This window comes from Streptomyces sp. NPDC052012, assembly GCF_040689265.1.
In the GTDB taxonomy this organism is placed as follows: Bacteria; Actinomycetota; Actinomycetes; order Streptomycetales; family Streptomycetaceae; genus Streptomyces.
The window spans coordinates 214,351-236,546 of record NZ_JBFAXA010000005.1 but is presented as its reverse complement, the minus strand read 5'-3'; the positions used below and the strand labels follow the sequence as shown (position 1 = coordinate 236,546).

Genomic DNA, 22,196 nt, shown 5'->3' with positions numbered 1-22,196 from the left:
GAGATGTGCTCACTCCTGTTCGCCTCCCTGCCCCGAAGCGACCAGCGTCGCAAGGGTATGGAGTACATACGAGGTCTGTTGGAGGTGCGAGGACGCAAGTCGATACGGAACATAGCCGCGCTCGTCGGGGGACAGGCGACGGAGCAGAGCCTGCATCACTTCATCAGCGACTCGAGCTGGGAGTGGGTGCCGGTGCGCCGGGCACTGGCCCGGTACGCGGTGAGTGTCGTTCCGCCACAGGCGTGGGTGGTGCGGCCCATGGTCATCCCCAAGGCCGGGCGGCACTCCGTGGGGGTGGAGCGGCGCTTCTTCCCGGAGCACGGCCAGATGCTCAACGCCCAGCAGGCCGTGGGCGTGTGGGCAGTCGGCGAGGAGACGTGCGTACCGGTCAACTGGCGGCTCCAGCTCTCCCCGGGCTGGATCACCGAGGACCGCCGACGGCGCGCTTCGATACCGGACGACGCGTGCGCGGAGTCCCTCGGCGAATGCGCGGTCCGGGCCTGTCTGGAGACGGCGACCTGGGGACTGCCGTCCCGCCCCGTGGTGATGGACGCCCGCGGATGGGACGTCGCGTCCATCGTGTCGAGGATCCAGGGCAGGGGAATGCCGCTGCTGCTCAGGGTGGACGAGTCCCTGCGGCTGTCGGTGGCGGACCCCGCGCTGCCGGGCTTCGACGCCGCCCCCAGGCCGGTGCGCCAGATCATGAGTGCCGGCCGGGCCCTGCGACGGCCGGTACTGTGGCCGGGCGTGAGCGGGGGGACGGTCATGCGGTCCGGGCTCGTCAGCGCCGTACGGGTGACGCTGCACGCTCCGCGAAGCCGGCGGACGGGACGGCGCAGTGACCTTCTCCTGCTCGGGGCCGGGAACCACGACCGGCGCCGGCCGCCGGAGGTGTGGCTGACCGACCTGACGTCCGCTCCGCCCGCGTTCCTCATGCGGCTGCGGGAGACGGTCCACCGGGTCGACGAGGACTTCGCCAGGGGCGCCGACCGAGTGGGCATCCGCGACTTCGCCGGGCGCTCCTACCGCGGCTGGCACCGGCACGTCACCCTCGCGTCCGCCGCGTCCCTCCTCGCCGCACTGGGCGACGCCGACGACAGGGCACTCGACTACGCGTCCTGATCCCCGGCCGTGTTCCGAGCGGGCTCCGTGCGCTCCTTCAGCACGCGCCGTATCCGGGACATCCGGAGCGCGAGCTGGATCTCCAGGGCCCGCTGCGGCTTCTGCCAGTCGGAGCCGATCAGATCACCGATGCGTTCCAGGCGGCGGGCCACGGTATTGGGGTGCACATGGAGCTTCTCGGCGGCGTACGTGGGGCTCCCACCGGTCTCGAAGTAGGCGTCCAGCGTGCCGATCAGCTCCGTCAGCCGCTGCTCGTCGTAGTCGAGTACGGCACCTATGGTGCTGTCGATGAACTTCTCGGCGTCCAGATGCTCCGAGAGCAGGAGACCCACGAACCCCATCTCCTGGGTCGAGGCCGAGGTTCCGGCGGCGCCCAGGGCGGTCATCGCGTCGAGGCAGCGCGCTGCTTCCCGGTACCCGCGGAGAACCGCACCGGGCTCCGACACCGGTCCTGAGCCGCTCACCGTGGCCGGACGGCCGGGCAGCGACGCCAACTCGTCGTGCACCGTCCGGGCCGCCGCGCCCGGGTCGGTGCCCGGTAACAGCAGCACGATGTCGCCCTCGTGCGTCGTGTGCAGCCCGTTCATGCGACGCGCGCACGAGGACGCCCGGGTGACCGCCTGCGCCTGCGCACCCCCCTCCGGGCGGGCGATCACGACGACGTGCGGCTGGTCCAGGCCGATGCCCAGCCGGCGGGCCCGCCGCTCCAGCTGCTCCCGGGGGCGGGGCACGCTGATCAGCAGATCGTCGAGCAGTTCGTCCCGGAGCTGCGCCTCAGCGACGGAGGCACCGCCCTCCTGAAGGAACAGCAGCACGGCGGCCACTCGGGCGGCGTGACGGAGCAGCTCCGCCGCGTCGTCGGTGGGTGAAGGGCCGGCCTGGACGTACAGGGCCCCCACGGAGTGACCGCGGGCGATGATCGGCACGAACCAGATGCCGCCGTCCAGAAGGGTCGGTGACGCATCCCGCAGCACCCCGGCATCCTTCGCCGCGCGAGTGAAGTCCTCCGGCGTGTGCTCCGGCATGTCTCCGGCCGCGGCGATCGCCGTGCCGTGCGGACCGCACAGCAGCACCGGGGCGTCCAGCAGGCTGTGGAACTCCTCGACCAGTGTCTGCGGGTCACAGCCGCCGAGCACGAGGTCGAACAGCGTCGCCTTCGTCGCGGCCAGTCTGCGCGCGTCGGCCAGTTCCGTCTCGGTGCGCTGGAGTTGCCCCCGCAGGGCCGACATGTCCGCACGCGTCTCGTCAAGGTGCAGGGCCCGCTCCAGGGCCACACCGCCGACTTCCGCGAGCATGTTCATCAGCGCTATCTCGTCGGCGGAGAAGCGGCGCACGCTGCGCTCGGCCACGTGCAGCGACCCCGGGGAGCCCGCGCCCCGGCTCAACGGCACGGCGAGGACGGCGTGGAGCCCTTCGGCCCTGATCCACCGATCGGGCTCGTCGGCGTGCCGGAAGCTGTCGTCCGTCAGGTAGTCGGATGTCCACAGCGGCGCACGGTGGGCCACTACGGCCGCCGCGAGCCCTGCTCCCTGCGGTAACCGCAGCCGGGTGTTCAGCATCGTGACGTGGCCGTCGAGGGCGTGCAGCCGGGACCCGTCGTCGGCGGCGGGCAGAGTGACCCAGGAGACGTCGGCGCCGAGCAGCAGCCGCGCACGGCGCGTGATGATCTTGAGGGTGTCCTCGACGGTGTGCGGGGTCACCAGGTCGCAGGCCGTGTCGACGAGCGTGGTGAGGGCCGCGCTCCACTGCTGCCGCCGCTCCAGCCGGGCCTGGATGGCCAGGGCCAGCCGTTTGACCTGTTCCACCGTGCGCAGGTCGGCCCCGCTCACGCCCTGCCTTCGGGCCTCCTCCACCGGCGCCTCGAAGCTGCTCGCGGGGCCTTCGCCGGCGAGCAGGTCCAGCAGGGCCAGTACGGCGGCCACCGTTTCGTCCTTCTTCTGCGACACGAGGCCCTCCGGTGTCTCGTTCCCCAACCGCCGGCAGTGGCGGAGCGCGAAGGCCGAGTCGCACGGACCACGGCTCCATGGGCGCAACGGGAAGACACCGGCGTGTGTTCCACGAGCCGCGCCCGGGGACCGTGAACAGAGAGAACCACAGCCCCCCTTCTTTCACGGCGTCACTTGGTGGCCTGCGGCCCGGACTGGTCAATGGCCGGCGACCGAGTGGGTGCTCCCTACCCGTGGTGGCGTGAAACACACCGCTGATTGCCGGCCTCCTCCGACCCGTGGCGGGAACGGTGCACGAGGTGCTCGCGTCTCACTTCCGTTCCTCATGAACTTCCGTGCCGATTATGCCAGTTGAGGAGGGTGAGAAGGTCCTGGGAACGCACTGTGCGCCGTCACACACGTACGGTGTGACGGCGCACACGGAGCGGAAGCTCCTGAGGTCAGAGCGCCAGGAGCGAGACGATGGCGGGCCCGAATGCCGCACCGAGGAGGTACGCCAGGTTGAACAGACCGATCGCCGGGGGCCGTTGGCCGTCGGGGACGGACGAGGTGGCGTGGACGGCGAACGCTCCCTGGCCCGATGCCGCCGCGATCGAGGTCAGGGCCTGAGCGGCCAGCAGGGCCGCGGCGGCGGTGTTGAAGGCCGCCCACACCGGTCCCAGGACCGCGAGGGTGACGAGCGCGGCGATCACGGGCCGGCGTCCCGTCCGTGCCGAGACCGCCACGACGAACCACGACAGGGTGCCGCCCAGCAGCAGGGGCCACACCATGGCGACGCCGATCTCGCTGGACGACCACGACGTGTGGTCCTCCAGCCGCTCCGGAATCGCGTACATCATGCCGAAGTTGACCACCGCCAGAGCGAACGCGAGTCCCGCCGAGACCAGGAAGCTCGGAGTGCGGACCAGGACGGCGGGTACGAAGCCCCGAGGCCGTGCGCGCACGTGGGCCGCCAGCAGCGCCGCGGCGGCGACGGAGCCCACACCGGCGATCAGCGGCTGATGCGGCACGAACACCAGCGCGGTGACCAGCGCGGTCAGCAGCGCGGTGCCCACGGGGTCGAACGGCTCGCGGGTGGCCGCAGCGCCGTGCACGCACCGGGCCGCGGCGAAGGGAACGGCGATCGCGCTCAGCACGGGCAGGGCGAGGGTGGCCTGCCAGGACAGCAGGTCGTTGACGAGGGAACCGGCCAGCGGAGCCGTCGAACCCACCACGGCGAGCGAGGCGGTGACCAGTCCCATGACGCGGGGAGAGTCGGCGAGGCTCATCGCCGTCGCCGTGAGGCCGGCCGTGCCGAGGCCCTGCAGAGCGGTGCCGAGGACGAGGACCGGCAGGAGGGGTATCCCGGCCACCAGGCCCGCCCCCAGCAGGACGAGCAGACCGCACACCGTCAGCGCGGCGCGCGGTCCCCGGCGGTCCAGCAGACCGGCCAGCAGGGGCGTGCCGACCGCAATGCCCCAGCCGAACGCGGTCACCGTCCAGGTCACCGCCCCGGTCGAGACGCCGAGGTCTCTCGCGGCGTCGTCCAGGACCAGGGCGGGGCCCGCTATGCCGAAGGACAGCGGGCCGGCCATGAGGGCCAGCCAGAAGGCCGCGGGTCCGTGGAACGGGCCGCGGGCACCGGTCTCGTGGGATTTCCTGCCCGGCGCGGCGGGACCCGGGGCGCCGGGCTCGGCGAGTGAGTTGCTCATCTGTGCTCCCTGAGCGGTCGGTCGGCGCTGGATCACCCCGGCCCGGACCGGCCGTGCAGCCCTTCGGGAGAAGGTGCCGGCCGGGCCAGGGAGTCGATGACCGGGCGGGACGGAAGCGGACGGGGCGGGCCGGGCGCGGACCGCGTGCGTCTGCCGCCTGCCCGGTGGATCAGCCGTCCAGCGTCGGGTAGTCGGTGTAGCCCCGGTGGTCGCCTCCGTAGAAGGTGTCCGGGTCAGGCGTGTTGAAGGGGCCGCCGGCCCTGATCCGAGCGGGGAGGTCGGGGTTGGCGAGCCACAGCGAGCCGATGCTCACCGCGTCGCACAGTCCCTCCCGCAGCACCGCCTCGGCGGACTCGGGTGTCACCGAGGCCTCTTCGCCCGTGGCGTGCGGGTTGAGGATCAGCACGCCCGGCCATTCCTTCCGGATCAGCTTCGTGATGTCACGGCCGCCGAACTCCATCAGGTGGACGTAGGCCAGGCTGACGGGTGCCAGGGCCCGGATCAGTGCCTCGTACAGCGCGGCCGGGTCGCGCTCCTCGATGCCGTTGGCCGTGTTGGCGGGGGACAGGCGGATGCCGACCCGCTCCGGGCCGATCGCGTCGCTCACCGCCTGGGCGACCTCCACGGCGAAACGGATACGGTTGTCGATGCTGCCGCCGTAGGCGTCGGTGCGCAGGTTGGTGTTGTCGGCGAGGAACTGGTGGATCAGATAGCCGTTGGCGCCGTGCAGTTCCACACCGTCGAACCCGGCGTCCATCGCGTACTTCGCTGCCGAGATGTGGTCCTCGACCGCCCGTGCGATGTCGTCCAGGGTCATCTCCCGGGGCGTGGGGTGGTCCAGCATGCCCTCCGGTGTGTACATCTGGCCGCCCGAGGCCACCGCCGAGGGCGCCAGCGGCAGCGCGCCGTCCGGGTAGAGGCTCGGGTGACCGATCCGGCCGGAGTGCATCAGCTGCACGAAGATCCGGCCCTGCCTCTCATGGACCGCGTCGGTCACCCGTCGCCACGCCTCCACCTGCTCCGGCGTGTGCAGGCCCGGTGTGTCGATGTAGCCCTGCCCGATCACACAGGGCTGCGTGCCCTCGGTGATGATGAGGCCCGCCCCGGCGCGCTGCGCGTAGTACTCGGCGGCCAGCGGGGTCTGCACGCCGTCCCGGGCCCGGCTGCGCGTCATCGGCGCCATGACGAGCCGGTTGGGCAGCGTCAGCTTTCCCAGGGGCAGCGGTTCGAAGAAGTGGCTCACGATCTCCTCCATCGGGGAACCGGCTTGTTCCACACCGTAGGAAGGGGGACGACCCGTCCGAATCAGTAAGGTTTCTGTAACCGGGTACGTAACTTCGGCACGGCTTACTTACCGGTGGGCCGCAACACGGGGAAGCGAGGCACTTACGTGCTGTACGGCAGGTCCACCGAGCTGGCGGCGCTTGAGGATCTGATCGCGACGGCCCGCGGGGGACGCAGCGGTGCCCTCGTCCTGCGGGGCGAGGCGGGCATCGGGAAGACGGCCCTGCTGGACCGTGCGGCCGAGTCGGCGTCGGCGTCCGGGATGCGGGTCCTGCGGGTCACCGGGATCGAGCCGGAGGCGGACCTGGCGTTCGGCGGGCTGGTGCAGCTGCTGTGGCCGGTGCAGGACCGGCTGGACGCCCTGCCCGAACCGCAGGCGGAGGCGCTGCGCGCCGTGCTCGGCACGGGCCGGACCAGGACGCAGGACAGGTTCCTGACCGGCCTGGCCGTGCTCACCCTCCTCGCGGACCTGGCCGAGCAGGGGCCCGTGCTGTGTCTGGTGGACGACGCGCAGTGGCTCGACCAGGCCACCGCGGAAGCGCTGCTGTTCGCCGCGCGCCGGCTGGCCGCCGAGCAGGTCGCCATGGTCTTCGCGACCCGCGAGGAGGGGTTCGCCGCGCCCGGGCTCACCGAGGTGCGGCCGTCCCGGCTCGACGCGGGCGACGCGGCCCGGCTGCTCGCCGACGTGGGCCTGCCCCCCGCCCTGCGCGACCAGGTCATCGCGGAGTCCGTCGGGAACCCGCTGGCGCTCATCGAGTTCGGGGTCGCCCGCCGCGACGACCCCGGCAGGTTCACGCCCGTGACGGTCGCCGACCGGGTGCTGTCGTCGTACCGCGCCCAGATCGCGACGCTTCCCGAGAAGACACGGCTGGCGCTCCTGGTCGCGGCGGCCGAGGGGCGGGGCGACCTGCCCCTGCAGATGAAGGCGGCCCGGACGCTGGGCATCGGTCTGGAGGACCTGGAGGACGCCGAGCGGGCGGGCCTGATCCACGTGACGGAGAGCACCGTCGCCTTCCGCCATCCGCTGATCGGGACCGCCGCCTACCAGGGAGCCGTACTGGCCCGCCGTATCGCCGTCCACCAGGCGCTGGCCGACGCGGCCGAGGACCCCGACTGCCGGGCCCGGCACCTGCCGCTGGCCACGACCTCGCCCGACGACGCCGTGGCGGCGGAACTGGTGGCGGCCGCCGACCGGGCCGCGGACCGCAGCGCCTACGCCGCCGCCGCGCTCCTCCAGCAGCAGGCCGCCCGCCTCACCCCCGACCGCCGCGCACAGGCGCACCGGCTCGGGGACGCGGCGGCCCTCGCGCTGAACGCCGGGCACGCCGGGCAGGCCGGGGATCTGGCCGGGCAGGCCGAGCGGCTCACCGACGACCCGGAGGACCTGGCCCGGCTGGCACCCGTGCGCGCCGCCGTGATGTTCGAGCTGGGGGAGCAGCGGGAGGCCGCCCGCCTGCTGCTGGAGCGGGTGCGGTCGGCCGGCCCCGGACCGGGCCGGGACATGCTGCGCACGGGCGCCACCTACGCCTGGCTCGCCGGCGACGCGGACACCGTCCGGGACGCCGCCCGCCGTCTGCGGGCCCTCGGCGGGACGGATCCGATGGTGGAGGGCATGGCGCACCTCGCCGACGACGACTGCGCCCGCGGACTTCCCCTCCTGGCACGGGCCGTCACCGCCGACCCGGCGGACGAAGGCATGGCGCGGGCGCGTGCCCTGCACAGCGCGATCCTCGTCGGCGACGACGCCACGGCCATGGAACTGGCCGCCGCCGAGGTGGCACGCTGCCGTGCGCAGGGACTCATCGGAGCGCTGCCCCAGGCACTGCACCTGCTGGCGGAACGGCAGGTGCTGGCCGGGGCGCACCGGGACGCGGAGGCCTCGGTGGCGGAGGCCGTGGAGATCGCCCGCGACACGGGGCTGCGGCAGCGTGTCGCCTGGCTGGGCGGCGTCCCGGCGCGGATCGCGGCGATCGAGGGCGACGAACAGCGCTGCCGCAGCCTCACCCAGGACGTCCCCGACGTCGGCAGGGTGGCCGGCGAGAGCGCGCTGAGCCTGCTCGAACTGGCGCAGGGCGACTACGAGGCGGCCCTCGCCCGGCTGGAGGCCGTCGCCGGCCCCGGTCCGCGGCGTCATACGGCGATGACGCTGGCCGCCGTCGCCGACCAGGTGGAGGCGGCCGTGCGGCTCGGGGACCACAAGCGCGCCGAGGGGCCGATGCGTGCCTTCGAGGCCTGGGCGCAGGCCGGCGGCCAACCGTGGGCGCGGGCGGTGGCCCACCGGTGCCGGGCCCTGGTCGACAGCGGGGAAGAGGACAGGGAAGAGGACTACGTGCAGGCCGTCCGCCTGCACGGACTGGGCGGGCGGCCCTTCGAGCGGGCCCGGACCGAGCTGGTGTACGGGGAGTGGCTGCGCAGGGCACGGCGGCGCAGCGAAGCCCGCGCGTCGCTCCGGTCGGCCCTGGAGATCTTCGAGCGGCTCCGTGCCGCGCCCTGGGCGGAGCGGGCGCGGGCGGAGCTGCGGGCGGCAGGGGACGCGACGACGGTCGCCAAGGCGACGGCGGAGAACGTCCTGGACCGGCTGACCCCCCAGGAGCTGCAGGTGGTCCGGCTGGCGGCCGGCGGCAACAGCAGCCGGGAGATCGCCGCGCAGCTCTTCCTGAGCCGCCGGACCGTCGAACACCATCTGTACAAGGCGTATCCCAAGCTGGGCGTGGGCTCCCGGCGGGAGCTGGCTCGTCTGAACCTGACCTGATCCCTCTGTGCCTGCCCGTTCCGTCCGTGCCCGGCCTGCGGCGGGGGCGGACCTGACAGATACGGTCCCGATCTGACAGATCCGCGACGGAGCCGGGGCCGCACGCGGGCGGGCGCCGCACGCCTTTGCCAGAATCCTTGACCATGATGCGTGCTGCCTACATCGAACAGCTCGGATCTCCGGACGTCATCCGCTACGGCGAGCTGCCCTCGCCCGAACCCGGGCCGACCGACGTGCTGGTGGACGTCACCGCCGTCTCCGTCAACCACGTCGACACCTTCGTGCGCTCCGGGGCCTGGCGCACCCCGCTGGCCTTCCCCTTCGTGATCGGCCGGGACCTGGCCGGCACCGTCGCCGCGGTCGGCGCGGGCGTGCACCGGTTCCGGCCCGGCGACCGGGTGTGGTGCAACAGCCTCGGTCACGACGGCCGTCAGGGGGCCGCCGCCGAGCAGGTGGTGGTGCCCGTCGACCGGCTGTACCGCCTGCCGGAGGCCGCCGACCCGTACGAGACCGTGGCGCTGGCGCATCCGGCCGCGACCGCCTACCTCGGTCTGTTCACCCACGGGCGGCTCCGGTCCGGCGAGACCGTCGTCGTGGTGGGCGCGGCCGGGAACGTGGGAAGCGCCCTGGTGGTGATGGCCGCCGCGGCGGGTGCCCGGGTCATCGCCGTCGCCTCCGCGCGGGACGCCGAGTACTGCCGCGGTATCGGCGCCGATCACGTCATCGACTACCGGGATCCCGACGTGCCCGGACGCATCCGCGCCGCCGCCCCGGCGGGCGCCGACCTCTACCTCGACGCCTCCGGCACGAACGACCTCGAGACCGCGGTGGACCTTCTCGCCGGGCGGGGGCGGATCGTGCTGCTCGCCGGACTGCGCTCCCGGCCGGTGCTGCCCGTGGGGCCGCTCTACCTGCGGGACCGCTCCGTCCTGGGCTTCGCCATCTCCCACGCCACCGCCGGTGAACTCACCGAGGCCGCCAGCGCCATCAACCGGCTCGTCGCCGACGGCAGCCTCAGGCCCCGGACGGTCGAACGGCTGCACCTGAGCGACGCCGCCGAGGCGCACCGCCGGCTGGAGGAGGGCAAGGTGCGCGGAAAGCTCGTGCTGAGCACGGACACCGCGGGCTGAAACCGCCGCGCAGACCGGTGCCGGTGAAATGCGGGAATTCGGACCTGACAAATGAGAAAGCCGCTCTTTGACCGGCACCGGGTGCCCTCTGACAGAATTCTGCACATGAATCAGTCAATCATCGACACTTCGCCGCTGTTCGATCTCAGGGCCGACATCCACATTTCCGCGACCCCTCTCGAGGTCTACTCCGTCGTCAGTGATCTGCCGCGCAGTGCCGAATGGAGCCCCGAATGCCGGGGCGGCGAGTGGGTGTCCGGGCAGCCCTCGACCGTCGGGGCCGTCTTCCGCGGCGAGAACCTGCGCAGCGAGGACGTGGTCGCCTGGGCGCCCCTGGTGCGCGGTGTCTGGCACACCGAGTGCCGCATCATCGCCGCCGAGCCCGGCCGCACCTTCCGGTGGATGATGCTCTCCCACGCCCGCGAGGACCAGGAGAGCATCTGGGGCTTCGACATGGCGCCCGCAGGCGACGGCTGCGTGCTCACCCACCACTTCCGCATGGGCCGGGCGACCGCGGGCATCCACAAGATCGTCGCCGACCTGGACGAGGACGACCGCAAGCGCTTCGTCGTCGACTGGACCGCCAAGCTCGAGCAGGACCTCGACGCCACGCTGAAGCGCATCAAGGATGTCATCGAAAAGCAGTGACATTCCCTCCCGGTGACCGCATCGACTTCCCGGTGAAACATTTTCCGTCGTGCCCTGTTCCCGGCGCGAAAAGATGCGGATCCCCACTGGACAGCGGAAATTCGGAAAGCCTGCCGCACGGCTGAGGAACAGCCGCGGCGGACGAGAGGGGTGGGCAGATGTTTCTCCAGCGCATCGGAAACAAGGGAATTCGGCTGGGCACGTTGTTCGACCGGGCCGCGGCCCGGCACCCGGCGAATCCCGTGATCCTCGACCATGAGCTCGACGTCGCTCCCGAGCGCGGGCGTCGCATGACGCTGACGGAGGTCGCCGACCTGGTCGACGACCTCGCCTCCCGGCTGTGGGCGGCGAACGTCCGGCCCGGGGAACGCGTCGTCGTCCACAAGACCAACGGGTTCGACATCACGCTCCTCGCCTGCTCCGCAGCCAGGATCGGCGCCGTCCCGGTCCTGCTGTCCCCGAAGCTGGACGGCGCCACCGTGTGCGAGCTGGTGCGCCGGGTGGACCGGCCGCACCTGGTGACCGACCAGGACAAGCTGGACCGCCATCTGCCCGCCGAGGTCTTCGGCCTGGCCCGGCAGGTGCTCGTGACCTCCGGCAGCCACGAGGGGGCCGTCGAACTCGCCTCGCTGGCCGGCTCCCCCCGGGTCACGCCGGTGACCATGCTCCCGGACCACCCGACGCTGGTCACCCACACTTCCGGGACCACCGGGACACCGAAGCTGGCGGTGCACACCGGGCGTACGTTCCAGGCGCGTTACCGCCCCCAGGGCACGGTGGCGTCCCTGGTGGACCGTAGCGAGCCGATCGCCATCCACGTGTCGTTCGTGCACTCGCGGATGTTCACCGCCATGCCGATCACGATCCTCCAGGGCCACCCGATGATCGTCCTCCGGGACGACGACCCGGAGGTCGTGGCCGAGGTGTTCCGGCAGGCCCCGCCCGGTCTGATCGAGGCCCACCCGAACACGTTCCTGCGCTGGGAGGTCCTGGTCGACGACCCGCGCCGGCCGCTGGCGAACGTGAAGTACTTCAGCAGCACCTTCGACGCCATCCACCCGCGCACCGTGCACCTGATGCTCACCGCCTCGCGGCGCGAGTCGCCGAAGTTCGTCCAGATGTACGGGCAGAGCGAGGTCGGCCCGATCGCCGGGCGCACCTACTCGAAGAAGCGCGGCGCGGACGCCGACGGCCGCTGCGTGGGTTCCCCGTTCCCCGGCATGACGGGCATCCGCGTGGTCAGCCGGGACGGCAAGCGGCCCACCAAGTCGAACCCCGGGTACATCGAGGTGCGTTCCGACGGACGGATCGTCACCTACCTCGGTGAGCACGAGCGCTGGGAGAAGCAGGCCGACGGCGAGTGGTGGCGCATGGGCGACCTGGGCTACCGCACCAAGTGGGGCTGCCTGCACCTGCTCGACCGGGAGGTCGACAAGATCCAGGGCATCGACAGCACCCTGGAGATCGAGGACACCCTCTTCGCGCGGCTGCCGGAACTCGTCGAGGTCATCATCGTCCCGGACGACAACGGCACGCCCGTGCCCGTGGTGTGCACCCGTGACGACAAGCCGCTCGACCTCGCGGCCTGGAAGTCCGCGGTGGCCGGTCTGCCCGCGATGGCGGAGCCCGTGCAGTGGAAGCTCGACGACCTGCCGCAGACCGCCACCACCAAGATCAAGCGGCTGGAGCTGGCCCGGCTGCTGAAGGCGGAGCGGACGGCCGGGTAAGCCCCGGCCCCCGCGCCGCGTCCTCGGGGCGCGGGCCCATCGCCCCCGTGGGTCCGCGCCCCTCGCCCTGCCCGTGAGGAGGCCCACGCCCCGGGCCGCCGTCCCCAGCCGAGGAGTTGCCCCGATGACGGCACTGCGCGTCTCCCGACGCCGGATCGAGCACTGGGATCCGGAGGACGAGACGTTCTGGGAGCGCACCGGCAAGCACGTCGCACGACGCAACCTCGTCCTGTCCGTCTTCTGCGAGCACATCGGGTTCTCGATCTGGAGCATGTGGTCGGTCCTGGTGCTGTTCATGTCCCCCGCGATCGGCCTGGGCTTCGCCCCGAGCGAGAAGTTCCTGCTGGTGGTCACCCCCACCCTGGTCGGCGCGCTGCTGCGGCTGCCGTACAGCCACGCGGTGACCCGCTTCGGCGGGCGGAACTGGACCGTCTTCAGCTCCAGCATCCTGCTGGTGCCGGCGCTCCTGGCGCTGTACTTCGTCCAGCGTCCGGGCACCCCCCTGTGGGTCTTCCTGGTCGTCGCCGCGACGGCGGGCGTGGGCGGCGGCAACTTCGCGTCCTCGACGACCAACATCGCCCACCTGTTCCCCCGGCGCCACCAGGGCTGGGCGCTCGGCCTCAACGCCGGCGGCGGAAACCTCGGCGTCGCGGTGATCCAGCTGGTCGGACTGCTGGTGATCGCCACCGCGGGCGACACCCACCCCGCCCATGTGATCGCCGCCTACCTGCCGCTGATCGCCCTCGCCGCCCTCCTCGCGGCGCTCGGCATGGACAACGTCGACACCGGCCCGGCCCGGCCCGGAGCACTGCGCGAGGCGGCGGTCGACCAGCACACGTGGTGGATCTCGCTGCTGTACCTCGGCACGTTCGGCTCGTTCATCGGCTACGGCTTCGCCTTCGGTCTGGTCCTGCAGAACCAGTTCGGCTGCACCCCGCTGGAGGCGGCCGGCTACACCTTCCTGGGGCCGCTGCTCGGCTCGCTGTCCCGGCCGCTCGGCGGCCGGCTCGCCGACCGCTGGGGCGGAGCACGGGTCACCTTCTGGAACTTCCTCGCCATGGGCGCGGGAACCGGTCTGCTGCTGGTGGCCTCGGCCCACCACTCCCTTGCGCTGTTCGTCGCCGTGTTCACCGTGCTGTTCGTGCTCAGCGGCCTCGGCAACGGGTCGACGTACAAGCTGATCCCGGTGGTCTTCGCCGGGCAGGCGGAGGCCGCCGTCACCGCCGGCCACGACGCGACCGAGGCCTTCGCCCGTGCCCGGCGGCTGACCGGCGCGGTCATCGGCATCGCCGGTGCCGTCGGCGCGCTCGGTGGCGTCGCCGTCAACCTGGCCTTCCGGGCGTCGTACGGCGGTCAGGGCACGGGCGAACCCGCCTTCTGGTCCTTCCTGGCCTTCTACGCGGTGTGCGTGACCGTCACCCGGCTGGTGTACCTGCGCGCCCCGCACGGCCCCTCGCCGGAGGACGCGCAGGACCCGCGGCGCACCGGGCGCGGCACCGCCGAGCCGTCGGAGGCCACCCGTGCCTGACACGACGCCGGCCACCAGCGTGGCCACCCACTGTCCCTACTGCGCCCTGCAGTGCGGCACCCGCCTCGGTCACGAGGCCCGGGGGACCGTGGTGGAGCCCTCCGACTTCCCCGTCAACGACGGCAGGCTGTGCCAGAAGGGCTGGACCGCGCCCGCCCTGCTCGACGTCACCGACCGGCTGCTCCACCCGCTGGTGCGGGACGCGGACGGCCGTCTCGTCCCGGCCGACTGGGACACCGCCCTGGACACCGTCGCCCACAGGCTGCGGCGGATCCGCGACGAGCACGGCCCGGACGCGCTCGCCGTGTTCGGCGGGGGCGGCCTCACCAACGAGAAGGCGTACCTGCTGGGCAAGTTCGCCCGGCTCGCCCTGAGGACCAGCCAGATCGACTACAACGGACGGTTCTGCATGTCCTCGGCCGCCGCGGCCGGCACGGCGGCCTTCGGCCTGGACCGCGGACTGCCCTTCCCCGTGGCAGACCTCGGCGCGGCGGACGCCATCCTGCTCGCCGGCGCCAACCCCGCCGAGACCATGCCCCCGCTGATGCGGCACCTGGAGGGGGCGGATCTGATCGTCGTCGATCCCCGCCGCACCAAGACCGCCGAGCGCGCCGCCCTGCACCTGCAACCGGTGCCGGGCACCGATCTGGCGCTGGCGCTGGGGCTGCTGCACATCGCGGTGAGCGACGGCTGGTGCGACAAGGGGTACGTCCAGGAGCGCACCACCGGCTTCGACGCGGCCTGGCGGCGCGCCGTCACCTGGTGGCCCGAGCGCGTCGAACGCGTCACCGGCGTCCCCGTCGCCGAACAGCGCACCGCCGTCACGATGCTGGGCGAGGCACGGCGGGCGTACGTGCTGACCGGCCGCGGCGCCGAGCAGCACAGCAAGGGCGCCGACACGGCCGCCGCCTTCATCAACCTCGCCCTCGCCCTCGGACTCCCCGGCGTCCCGGGAAGCGGCTACGGCTGCCTGACCGGTCAGGGCAACGGGCAGGGCGGGCGCGAGCACGGCCAGAAGGCCGACCAGCTCCCCGGCTACCGCATGATCACCGACCCGGCGGCGCGAGCCCACGTGGCGCGCGTCTGGGGCACGGACCCGGACGCCCTGCCCGGCCCCGGGCGCAGCGCCTACGAACTGCTCGACGCCCTCGGCACCGACGGCGGACCACGCGCCCTGCTGGTGTTCGGCTCCAACCCGGCCGTGTCCGCGCCGCACGCCGCCCGCGTCTGTGACCGGCTGGCCTCCCTCGACCTGCTGGTGGTGGCCGACTTCGTGCCGTCGGAGACCGCGCGGATGGCCGACGTGGTGCTCCCGGTCGCCCAGTGGGCCGAGGAGGAGGGCACCATGACCAACCTGGAGGGCAGGGTGCTGCGCCGCCGCCGGCTGCACCCGCCGCCCGACGGCGTACGGACCGACCTGGAGGTCCTGCGCGGCATCGCGGTCCGGCTCGGCGAACCGGCGGAACGCTACCCGACCTCCCCGCGTGAGGTCTTCGACGAACTGCGGCGCGCCTCCCAAGGCGGCACGGCGGACTACTCCGGCATCACCTACGACCGCCTGGACGCGGGGGAGGCCCTGCACTGGCCCTGCCCGGACACCGGTGGCCGGCCGCACCCCGGCACGCCCCGCCTGTTCCTCGACCGCTTCGCGCACCCGGACGGACGGGCCCGGTTCGCCGAGGTCGACCACCGCGACCCCGCCGAGACCACCGACGCCGGCCACCCCCTGTACGCCACGACCGGCCGCGTGCTCGCGCACTACCAGTCCGGCGCCCAGACCCGCCGCGTGGCCGAACTCCACCAGGCCGCGCCCGAACCGTTCGTCGAGATCCACCCCGACACCGCCGAACGCGCCGGGCTGCGCGAGGGCGAACCGGCCCGCGTCACCTCGGCCCGCGGCACCACCGTCGCACGCGTGCGGCTGGTCGGCAGCATGCGCACGGACACGGTGTTCGTGCCGTTCCACTATCCCGGCCGCGGCCGGGCCAACCTGATCACCAGCACCGCCCTCGACCCCCGCAGCAGAATGCCCGAGTTCAAGGTCTGCGCCGTGCGGATCGAACCCGGCACCGACGCGTCGTGAGGCCAGCATGCCCGCCCCGAACCACATCCTCGTCGTCGGCCACGGCCCCGCGGCGCACCGGCTCGTCGAACGCCTGCGCCACCACGGGCACCGAGGCCCGGTCACGGTGCTGGGCGCGGAGCCGCGGCCGGCCTACAACCGCGTACTCCTGACGTCCCTCCTCGGCGGCACCCTCACCGCCGAGGACCTGAAGCTGCCCGACCCCCCGGACGGCGTACGCGTCAGGACGGGCGTCACCGCCACGGCCGTGGACCGCGCCCGCCGCCTGGTCCGCACCGACACCGGGGAGACCCATCCCTACGACCACCTGGTGCTGGCCACCGGCGCCCGGCCCCGGATCCCGCCCCTGCCCGGACTGCTCACCGCGGACGGCGGGCTCACCGAGGGCGCCACCGCCCTGCGCACCCTCGCCGACTGCGAACGGCTCACGGGCGACGGGCCCGTGGTGGTGCTCGGCGGCGGCGTCCTCGGCACCGAGACCACGCTCGCGCTGCTGCGAGCGGGCCGCGACGTCACCCTCGTACACCCCGGACCGCATCCCATGGACGACCGGCTCGACGACAGGGCCGGCGCCCTGCTCGCCGACCACCTCAGCTCCCGCGGCGCCCGACTGCGGCTGCGGCGGGCCGCCGTGGAGTACCGGCCCGGCAAACTGGCCCTCGACGACGGGGAGATCCTCCGGGCCGACGCGCTGGTGCTGTGCACCGGCGTCGAACCCGAGTCGGGGCTCGCCCGGCGGGCCGGACTGGCCGTCCGCAGGGGCGTGGTCGTCGACCGGCACCTGCGCACCAGCGACCCGCGCGTCCACGCGATCGGGGACTGCGCCGAGTTCGACGGCGAAACGCCCGGACTCGTCACCACCGCCTGGGACCAGGCGGAGACCCTGGCCTGCATCCTCGGCGGCGATGAGGCGCACCACCACCCCGGCCGGCCCGTCGTACGGCTGAAGGCGCCCGGCATCGACCTGGCCTGCCTCGGCCCGCCCGACCCGCCGGACGCCACCCGGCACATCACGCTGTCCGACCCCGCCCGGGGCCGCTGCGCCAGCCTCGCCCTGTCCGGCGACCGGATCCTCGGCGCGGTCCTCATGGGCCTGCCACGCGCCACCGCCGCGGTCGGCCGGCTGTACGAGAGCGGCCTGCCGGTGCCGTCCGACCGGCTCGGGCTGCTGCTGGGCACCGCGGCCACCGAGCGGCCCGCCTCCGTCGCCCTGCCCGACGAGGCCGTGCTCTGCCATTGCAACCACGTCACCAAGGGCGAGCTGCTGCGTGCCTGGCGCGCCGGAGCCCGTGACCTGCCGCGGATCGCCGCGGCGACCCGGGCCACCACCGGCTGCGGCGGCTGCGCGGACGACGTGCGGCGCGTCCTGGCATCGGCGAGCGGAGGGAACAGCGACCCATGACCCGCACACCGCGCACCCTGGTGGTCGTCGGACACGGCATGGTCGGCCACCGCCTCGTGGAGCGCCTGCGCGCCCACGACCGGTACGGCACCTGGCGTGCCGTCGTCCTGGCCGAGGAGCCCCGCCCCGCCTACAACCGGGTCGCCCTTTCGTCCTACCTGGAGGGCAGGAGCGCCGCCGACCTCACCCTCGCCGGCCACGAGTTCCTCGGCGACCCCTTGGTGGACCTGCGCCTGGCCACCCCGGTGACCGGCATCGACCGGGACGCCCGGACCGTCACGACCGCCGACGGCACGCTCGTCGGCTACGACGCCCTGGTGCTCGCCACCGGATCACGGCCGTTCGTGCCGCCCGTACCCGGTCACGACCTGCCCGGCTGCTTCGTCTACCGCACCTTCGACGACCTCGACGCCATCCGCGCGGCGGCACGTGAAGGACGCCCCGGAGTCGTGGTCGGCGGGGGGCTGCTCGGTCTGGAGGCCGCCAACGCGCTGCGGCTGCTCGGGGTTCAGCCGCATGTGGTGGAACTCGCGCCGCGCCTGATGCCGCTGCAGCTCGACGAGGGCGGAGCACGGGTGCTCGCCCGGCTCGTCGGCGACCTGGGGCTGCGGGTGCACTGCGGCACCGCCGTGCAGACCGTGCACGCCCGGGCCGGCGGCCGGACCCGCGCCGTCACCCTCACCGACGGCAGCACCCTCGACGCCGACCTGGTGGTGTTCTCCGCCGGGGTGCGCCCCCGCGACGAACTGGCCGGGCCGGCCGGGCTCGCGACGGGCGGACGCGGCGGCTTCCTCGTCGACGACCGCTGCCGCACCGAGGACCCGCGCATCTGGGCCGTCGGCGAGTGCGCGGCCGTGCGGGGCCGCACCTACGGGCTGGTCGCGCCCGGCTACCGGATGGCCGAACTGGTCGCCGACCAGCTGCTCGGCCGGCCCGGCACCCGCTTCGCCGACCCCGACACCTCCGCCAAGCTCAAACTCCTCGGCGTCGACGTGGCCGGCTTCGGCGACGCCCACGCCGAGACCGAGGGTGCCCTGGAGTACGTCCTGCGCGACGACACGGCCGGCACGTACGCGAAGCTCGTCCTCGGCCCGGACGGGCGGGTCCTGCTCGGGGGCGTGCTCGCCGGCGACGCCTCCGCCTACCGCACCCTGCGCGCCCTGGTGGGCCGTGAACTGACCGCGCCGCCCGACAGGCTGCTGTCCGGCCCGGCCCTCGGCGGCACGCCGCCGCAGGCGCGGGAACCGGCCGCGGCGTGACTTGACGGAGTAATGACCGGCGGTTGGCGACCTTCTCGGCGGCGGAGCGACGATCACTGTGCTCCCCTCGCCGGTGCGCGCCGCGCCGCCCATGACAACGCCCAGGCGGGAAGTGAGGTGTGCCAGATGTCCAGTCGCACAGTGGTCGTCCGGACGACGGCGGGACGCGTGGCGGGCGAGCGGGCCGACGGACTCACCGTCTTCCGGGGCGTGCCCTACGCGGCGCCGCCGGTGGGCCCGCTCCGGTTCTCCTCCCCCCGGCCCCCCGAACCCTGGCAGGGCGTGCGGGACGCCACCGCGTTCGCCGCGCCCTCGCTGCAGGGCGACTACCTGCCCGGCAGCAGCGAGGACAGCCTGTACGCCAACGTGTGGACCCCGGACGTGGAAGGCCGTCTGCCGGTCCTCGTCTACATCCACGGCGGCGGCTGGATGCTCGGCGCGGGCAGCGAACCCGACTACGACGGCGCCCGCACCGCCGTCCACGGCCGGATGGTCGTCATCACCTTCAACTACCGCCTGGGCGCGTTCGGCTGGGGACTGCACGAGGAGTTCACCGACCCGCGGACAGGCTCCTTCGCCAACTGGGGCCTTCAGGACCAGGTGGCGCTCGTGCGCTGGGTCCGCGACAACGCCGCCGCGTTCGGCGGCGACCCCGGCAACATCACCGTCGCCGGGACCTCCGCGGGCGGCTCCAGCACCTGGCAGCTCGCCCTGCTGCCCGAACTGCGCGGGATCATCGAGCGCATCGTCCCGATCAGCGTCAAGCACGTGTGGGAGCCCGCCAGTTCCACCACTCCCGAGGAGTCCCGCGAGGTCTACGAGCACCTCGCGCGCCGCTTCGGCACGACCGTGCCGGGCCTGCGCGCCGTTCCGGCCGCCGAACTGCGCGACGCCTGGGACGAGGTGTACGCGGGCAGCCCCACCGAGCGGTTCGTGCAGGGCGGGCGCGAATACCGCGGACCAGTCGTCGACGGGCGGTGGATGCGCGGCTACGACCACGCGCTGCCCACGCCCAGCATCCCCATGATGCCGATCTACTGCCGCACCGAGGGCTCCTTCTTCACCACCGGGCCCGGATACCCCTACCCCGGCCCGCACCCGGCCGACGACACCGGACTGCGCGCGGCGGTCCGCGAGGTCCTCGAGAAGGGAGCCGTCAAGGTCACCGACGAGCAGGTGGACGACTGCATCGCGCACTACCGGCGGGCGTCCGAGGCGGAGGGCCTGCCGCGCGACCCGGTGTCGGTGTGGACGCAGGTGTGGGGCGACGGGCTGTTCCGCTACCAGATCGTCCGGCTCGCCGAGCGGCACGCCCGTGAGCGCGACGCCACCGCGTCCCCGCAGTTCCTCATGGAGTTCGCCCATCCGCTCAAGGAGCCGTACGCCGGCACCACCCCGCACGAGGCCGTCGCGAAGTTCCTCTTCGGCACGTTCGCGCTGCCGGTGAACGCGCCCGCCTACGGGGACGGACCGCTGGAGCGGCGGATCTCCGACACGCTGATCGACCTCGTGGCCTCCTTCGCCCGCGGGGAGACCCCGAGCAGCGAACACGCGCCCCACTGGCCGCCGTTCACCCCGGACCGGCCCACCGTGATGGTTCTCGGCGGCGAGCGCGTCGCGCGGATCGGCACGGTGTCGGCTCAGCCCCACCTGTCGTACTGGGATCGCGCCGGCTGGGTGCCGCGCCCTTGAGCACCACGTGCACCCCTGGGCCATTCACCACCGCAGGAACGAACGAAAGGACTGGGACTTCGATGTGCGGACTCGCAGGCTGGGTCGCCTACGACCACTATCTGTCGGTACACGGCGGGACGGCGTCCGCCATGGCGGAGACGCTGGCGTGCCGGGGACCCGACGACCGGGGGGTGTGGATCTCGCCGCACGCGGTCCTCGGGCACCGCCGGCTGTCCATCATCGACCTGGAGGGCGGGCGCCAGCCCATGCACGTCACCGGCGAGGACGACGGCCTCCCCGTCGTCGTCTACACCGGCGAGGTCTACAACTACCGGGAGCTGAAGGAGGAGCTCACCGGCCTCGGCCACACCTTCCGCACCTCCAGCGACACCGAAGTGGTGCTGCACGCCTACCTGGAGTGGGGCGAGCACTTCGCCGAACGCCTCAACGGCATGTACGCGCTCGCGGTGTGGGACCCGCGCAGCGAGGAACTGCTGCTGGTCCGCGACCGCATGGGCGTCAAACCCCTCTTCTACTACCCGACGCCCGACGGCGTGCTGTTCGGTTCGGAGGCCAAGGCCATCCTGGCCCACCCCGACGCCGAGGCGGTCGTCGACGCCGAGGGCCTGGCGGAGATCTTCGCCATCATCAACACGCCCGGCCACGCGATCTTCAAGGGCATGCACGAGGTGGTGCCCGGCACCGTCGTGCGCTTCCACCGCGGCGGCCACACCACCCGCACCTACTGGCAGTTGGAGGCCCGCCCGCACACCGACGACCTCGACACCACCATCGCCCGCATCCGCGAACTCCTCGAGGACATCGTCGAACGCCAGCTCATCGCCGACGTCAAGGTGGGCACCCTGCTGTCCGGCGGCCTCGACTCCAGCGCCATCACCGCGCTCGCCGCCAAGGTCTTCCGCGACCAGGGCAAGCAGGAACGCATCAAGGCATTCTCCGTGGACTTCAAGAACAACGAGGAGACCTTCCGCGGCAACGGCATCTGGATGGACCCCGACACCCCGTACGCGATCGACGTCGCCCGGCACTCCGGGGCCGAGCACGTCATCGTCGAGCTGGAGAACCACCACGTCCTCGACGACGACGTGCGCATGCGGGTACTGCGCGCCCAGGACCTGCCCATCTCCACCGGCGACATGGAACACTCCCTGTACCACCTGTGCAAGGCGCTCAAGGAGCAGGTGACCGTCGCCCTGTCCGGCGAGACCGCGGACGAACTCTTCGGCGGCTACAACTGGTTCTTCGACAAGGAGGCCGTGGAGGGCGACACCTTCCCCTGGTACGACGCCTGGCGCCGGCTCGGCGGCCTGGACACCATGAAGGAGATCGGCCTCTGGGACCGGCTCGGCCTCGACGAGTACGTCGCCAAGCGGTACGCCGAGGCGCTGGCCGAAGTGCCGCGCCTGGAGGGCGAGTCCGCGCACGAGGCACGGATGCGGGAGCTGTCGTACCTCAACATCAGCCGCTGGGAGAACTTCCTCCTGGACCGCAAGGACCGCATCAGCATGGCCGCGAGCCTGGAGGTCCGCGTGCCGTTCACGGACCACCGCCTGGTGGAGTACGTCTTCAACGTGCCGTGGGCCATGAAGACCTTCGACGGCCGCGAGAAGAGCCTGCTGCGCGCCGCCGCGAGCCACGTCCTGCCCGAGTCGGTGCTGGAGCGCAAGAAGAGCCCCTACCCCTCCACCCAGGACGTGGAGTACGTGCGGGCCCTGCGCGCCAAGGTCGAGGCCCTGCTCGACGGTTCCCCCGTGCTCGGCCTGGTGCCGGCCGAGGGCATCCGCAAGCTGCTGGACAAGCCCGTCGAGTCCTACGCCGGGCTGGGCGGCCTGTGGGGCACGAGGGCCGTCATGGAGCGGCTGGTCGAGTTCGACGCGTGGGTGAAGGAGTACGACGTCCGCGTGGAGTGGTGACCCTCCCACGGGTGCG

At 73.0% G+C, this 22,196-nt stretch carries 14 protein-coding genes; 11 read left to right on the top strand and 3 right to left on the bottom strand.

All coding sequences use genetic code 11. From position 1 onward, the window contains the following. Window positions 1–3 precede the first annotated feature (3 nt). Entirely contained in the window at window positions 4–1,122 is a 1,119-nt protein-coding gene (locus tag AB0412_RS12655) for a transposase (RefSeq protein WP_366402538.1), read from the top strand. On the opposite strand, the gene AB0412_RS12650 is transcribed toward AB0412_RS12655, so the two are convergent. The 3 genes from AB0412_RS12650 to AB0412_RS12640 form a co-directional block, all read right to left on the bottom strand. Beyond that, window positions 1,110–3,068 (bottom strand): helix-turn-helix domain-containing protein, encoded by a 1,959-nt coding sequence (locus tag AB0412_RS12650; RefSeq protein WP_366402537.1) that lies wholly within the window; start codon window positions 3,066–3,068, stop codon window positions 1,110–1,112. The genes AB0412_RS12655 and AB0412_RS12650 overlap by 13 nt on opposite strands. A gap of 440 nt (window positions 3,069–3,508) precedes the next feature. Next, on the bottom strand, window positions 3,509–4,759 hold the full coding sequence (locus AB0412_RS12645) for an MFS transporter (RefSeq protein WP_366402536.1): 1,251 nt from the start codon (window positions 4,757–4,759) through the stop codon (window positions 3,509–3,511). A gap of 169 nt (window positions 4,760–4,928) precedes the next feature. Further along, a complete protein-coding gene (locus AB0412_RS12640; protein WP_366402535.1) occupies window positions 4,929–6,014 on the bottom strand; it encodes an alkene reductase in 1,086 nt (361 codons plus the stop codon). 135 nt (window positions 6,015–6,149) lie between these two features. On the opposite strand from AB0412_RS12640, the gene AB0412_RS12635 reads away from it, so the two are divergent. The 10 genes from AB0412_RS12635 (at window position 6,150) to asnB (ending at window position 22,180) form a co-directional block, all read left to right on the top strand. Further along, complete coding sequence (locus AB0412_RS12635) at window positions 6,150–8,795, top strand: AAA family ATPase (protein ID WP_366402534.1); 2,646 nt, start codon at window positions 6,150–6,152, stop codon at window positions 8,793–8,795. A gap of 146 nt (window positions 8,796–8,941) precedes the next feature. Next, complete coding sequence (locus AB0412_RS12630) at window positions 8,942–9,925, top strand: NADPH:quinone reductase (protein WP_366402678.1); 984 nt, start codon at window positions 8,942–8,944, stop codon at window positions 9,923–9,925. Window positions 9,926–10,030: 105 nt separating this feature from the next. Then, complete coding sequence (locus AB0412_RS12625) at window positions 10,031–10,573, top strand: SRPBCC family protein (protein ID WP_366402533.1); 543 nt, start codon at window positions 10,031–10,033, stop codon at window positions 10,571–10,573. Window positions 10,574–10,731: 158 nt separating this feature from the next. Continuing rightward, window positions 10,732–12,300 (top strand): AMP-binding protein, encoded by a 1,569-nt coding sequence (locus AB0412_RS12620; protein ID WP_366402532.1) that lies wholly within the window; start codon window positions 10,732–10,734, stop codon window positions 12,298–12,300. 124 nt (window positions 12,301–12,424) lie between these two features. Then, window positions 12,425–13,828 (top strand): nitrate/nitrite transporter, encoded by a 1,404-nt coding sequence (locus AB0412_RS12615; RefSeq protein ID WP_366402531.1) that lies wholly within the window; start codon window positions 12,425–12,427, stop codon window positions 13,826–13,828. Further along, a complete protein-coding gene (locus AB0412_RS12610) occupies window positions 13,821–15,911 on the top strand; it encodes a molybdopterin oxidoreductase family protein (RefSeq protein WP_366402530.1) in 2,091 nt (696 codons plus the stop codon). The genes AB0412_RS12615 and AB0412_RS12610 overlap by 8 nt, the downstream gene beginning before the upstream one ends. Window positions 15,912–15,918: 7 nt before the next feature. After that, the gene (locus AB0412_RS12605; protein ID WP_366402528.1) at window positions 15,919–17,313 is read left to right on the top strand and encodes an FAD-dependent oxidoreductase; all 1,395 of its coding nucleotides are present in this window, start codon (window positions 15,919–15,921) and stop codon (window positions 17,311–17,313) included. Further along, window positions 17,310–18,572, top strand: coding sequence for an FAD-dependent oxidoreductase (locus AB0412_RS12600; protein ID WP_366402527.1), 1,263 nt, complete (start codon window positions 17,310–17,312; stop codon window positions 18,570–18,572). Before AB0412_RS12605 ends, AB0412_RS12600 begins: the two co-directional genes overlap by 4 nt. A 126-nt stretch (window positions 18,573–18,698) precedes the next feature. After that, window positions 18,699–20,264 (top strand): carboxylesterase family protein, encoded by a 1,566-nt coding sequence (locus tag AB0412_RS12595; RefSeq protein ID WP_366402526.1) that lies wholly within the window; start codon window positions 18,699–18,701, stop codon window positions 20,262–20,264. Between the two features lie 62 nt (window positions 20,265–20,326). Further along, window positions 20,327–22,180 carry an asparagine synthase (glutamine-hydrolyzing) gene (asnB, locus tag AB0412_RS12590; RefSeq protein WP_366402525.1) on the top strand — a complete coding sequence of 618 codons (1,854 nt, stop codon included), beginning with the start codon at window positions 20,327–20,329 and terminating at the stop codon, window positions 22,178–22,180. Window positions 22,181–22,196: the final 16 nt, after the last annotated feature.

What these genes read in the sequence shown, in the direction of transcription:
- AB0412_RS12655 (WP_366402538.1), top strand. Translation starts at nt 4, where the DNA reads ATGTGCTCACTCCTGTTCGCCTCCCTGCCCCGAAGCGACCAGCGTCGC.
- AB0412_RS12645 (WP_366402536.1), bottom strand. Translation starts at nt 4,759, where the DNA reads ATGAGCAACTCACTCGCCGAGCCCGGCGCCCCGGGTCCCGCCGCGCCG.
- AB0412_RS12640 (WP_366402535.1), bottom strand. Translation starts at nt 6,014, where the DNA reads ATGGAGGAGATCGTGAGCCACTTCTTCGAACCGCTGCCCCTGGGAAAG.
- AB0412_RS12630 (WP_366402678.1), top strand. Translation starts at nt 8,942, where the DNA reads ATGCGTGCTGCCTACATCGAACAGCTCGGATCTCCGGACGTCATCCGC.
- AB0412_RS12625 (WP_366402533.1), top strand. Translation starts at nt 10,031, where the DNA reads ATGAATCAGTCAATCATCGACACTTCGCCGCTGTTCGATCTCAGGGCC.
- AB0412_RS12620 (WP_366402532.1), top strand. Translation starts at nt 10,732, where the DNA reads ATGTTTCTCCAGCGCATCGGAAACAAGGGAATTCGGCTGGGCACGTTG.
- AB0412_RS12615 (WP_366402531.1), top strand. Translation starts at nt 12,425, where the DNA reads ATGACGGCACTGCGCGTCTCCCGACGCCGGATCGAGCACTGGGATCCG.
- AB0412_RS12605 (WP_366402528.1), top strand. Translation starts at nt 15,919, where the DNA reads ATGCCCGCCCCGAACCACATCCTCGTCGTCGGCCACGGCCCCGCGGCG.
- AB0412_RS12600 (WP_366402527.1), top strand. Translation starts at nt 17,310, where the DNA reads ATGACCCGCACACCGCGCACCCTGGTGGTCGTCGGACACGGCATGGTC.
- AB0412_RS12595 (WP_366402526.1), top strand. Translation starts at nt 18,699, where the DNA reads ATGTCCAGTCGCACAGTGGTCGTCCGGACGACGGCGGGACGCGTGGCG.
- asnB (WP_366402525.1), top strand. Translation starts at nt 20,327, where the DNA reads ATGTGCGGACTCGCAGGCTGGGTCGCCTACGACCACTATCTGTCGGTA.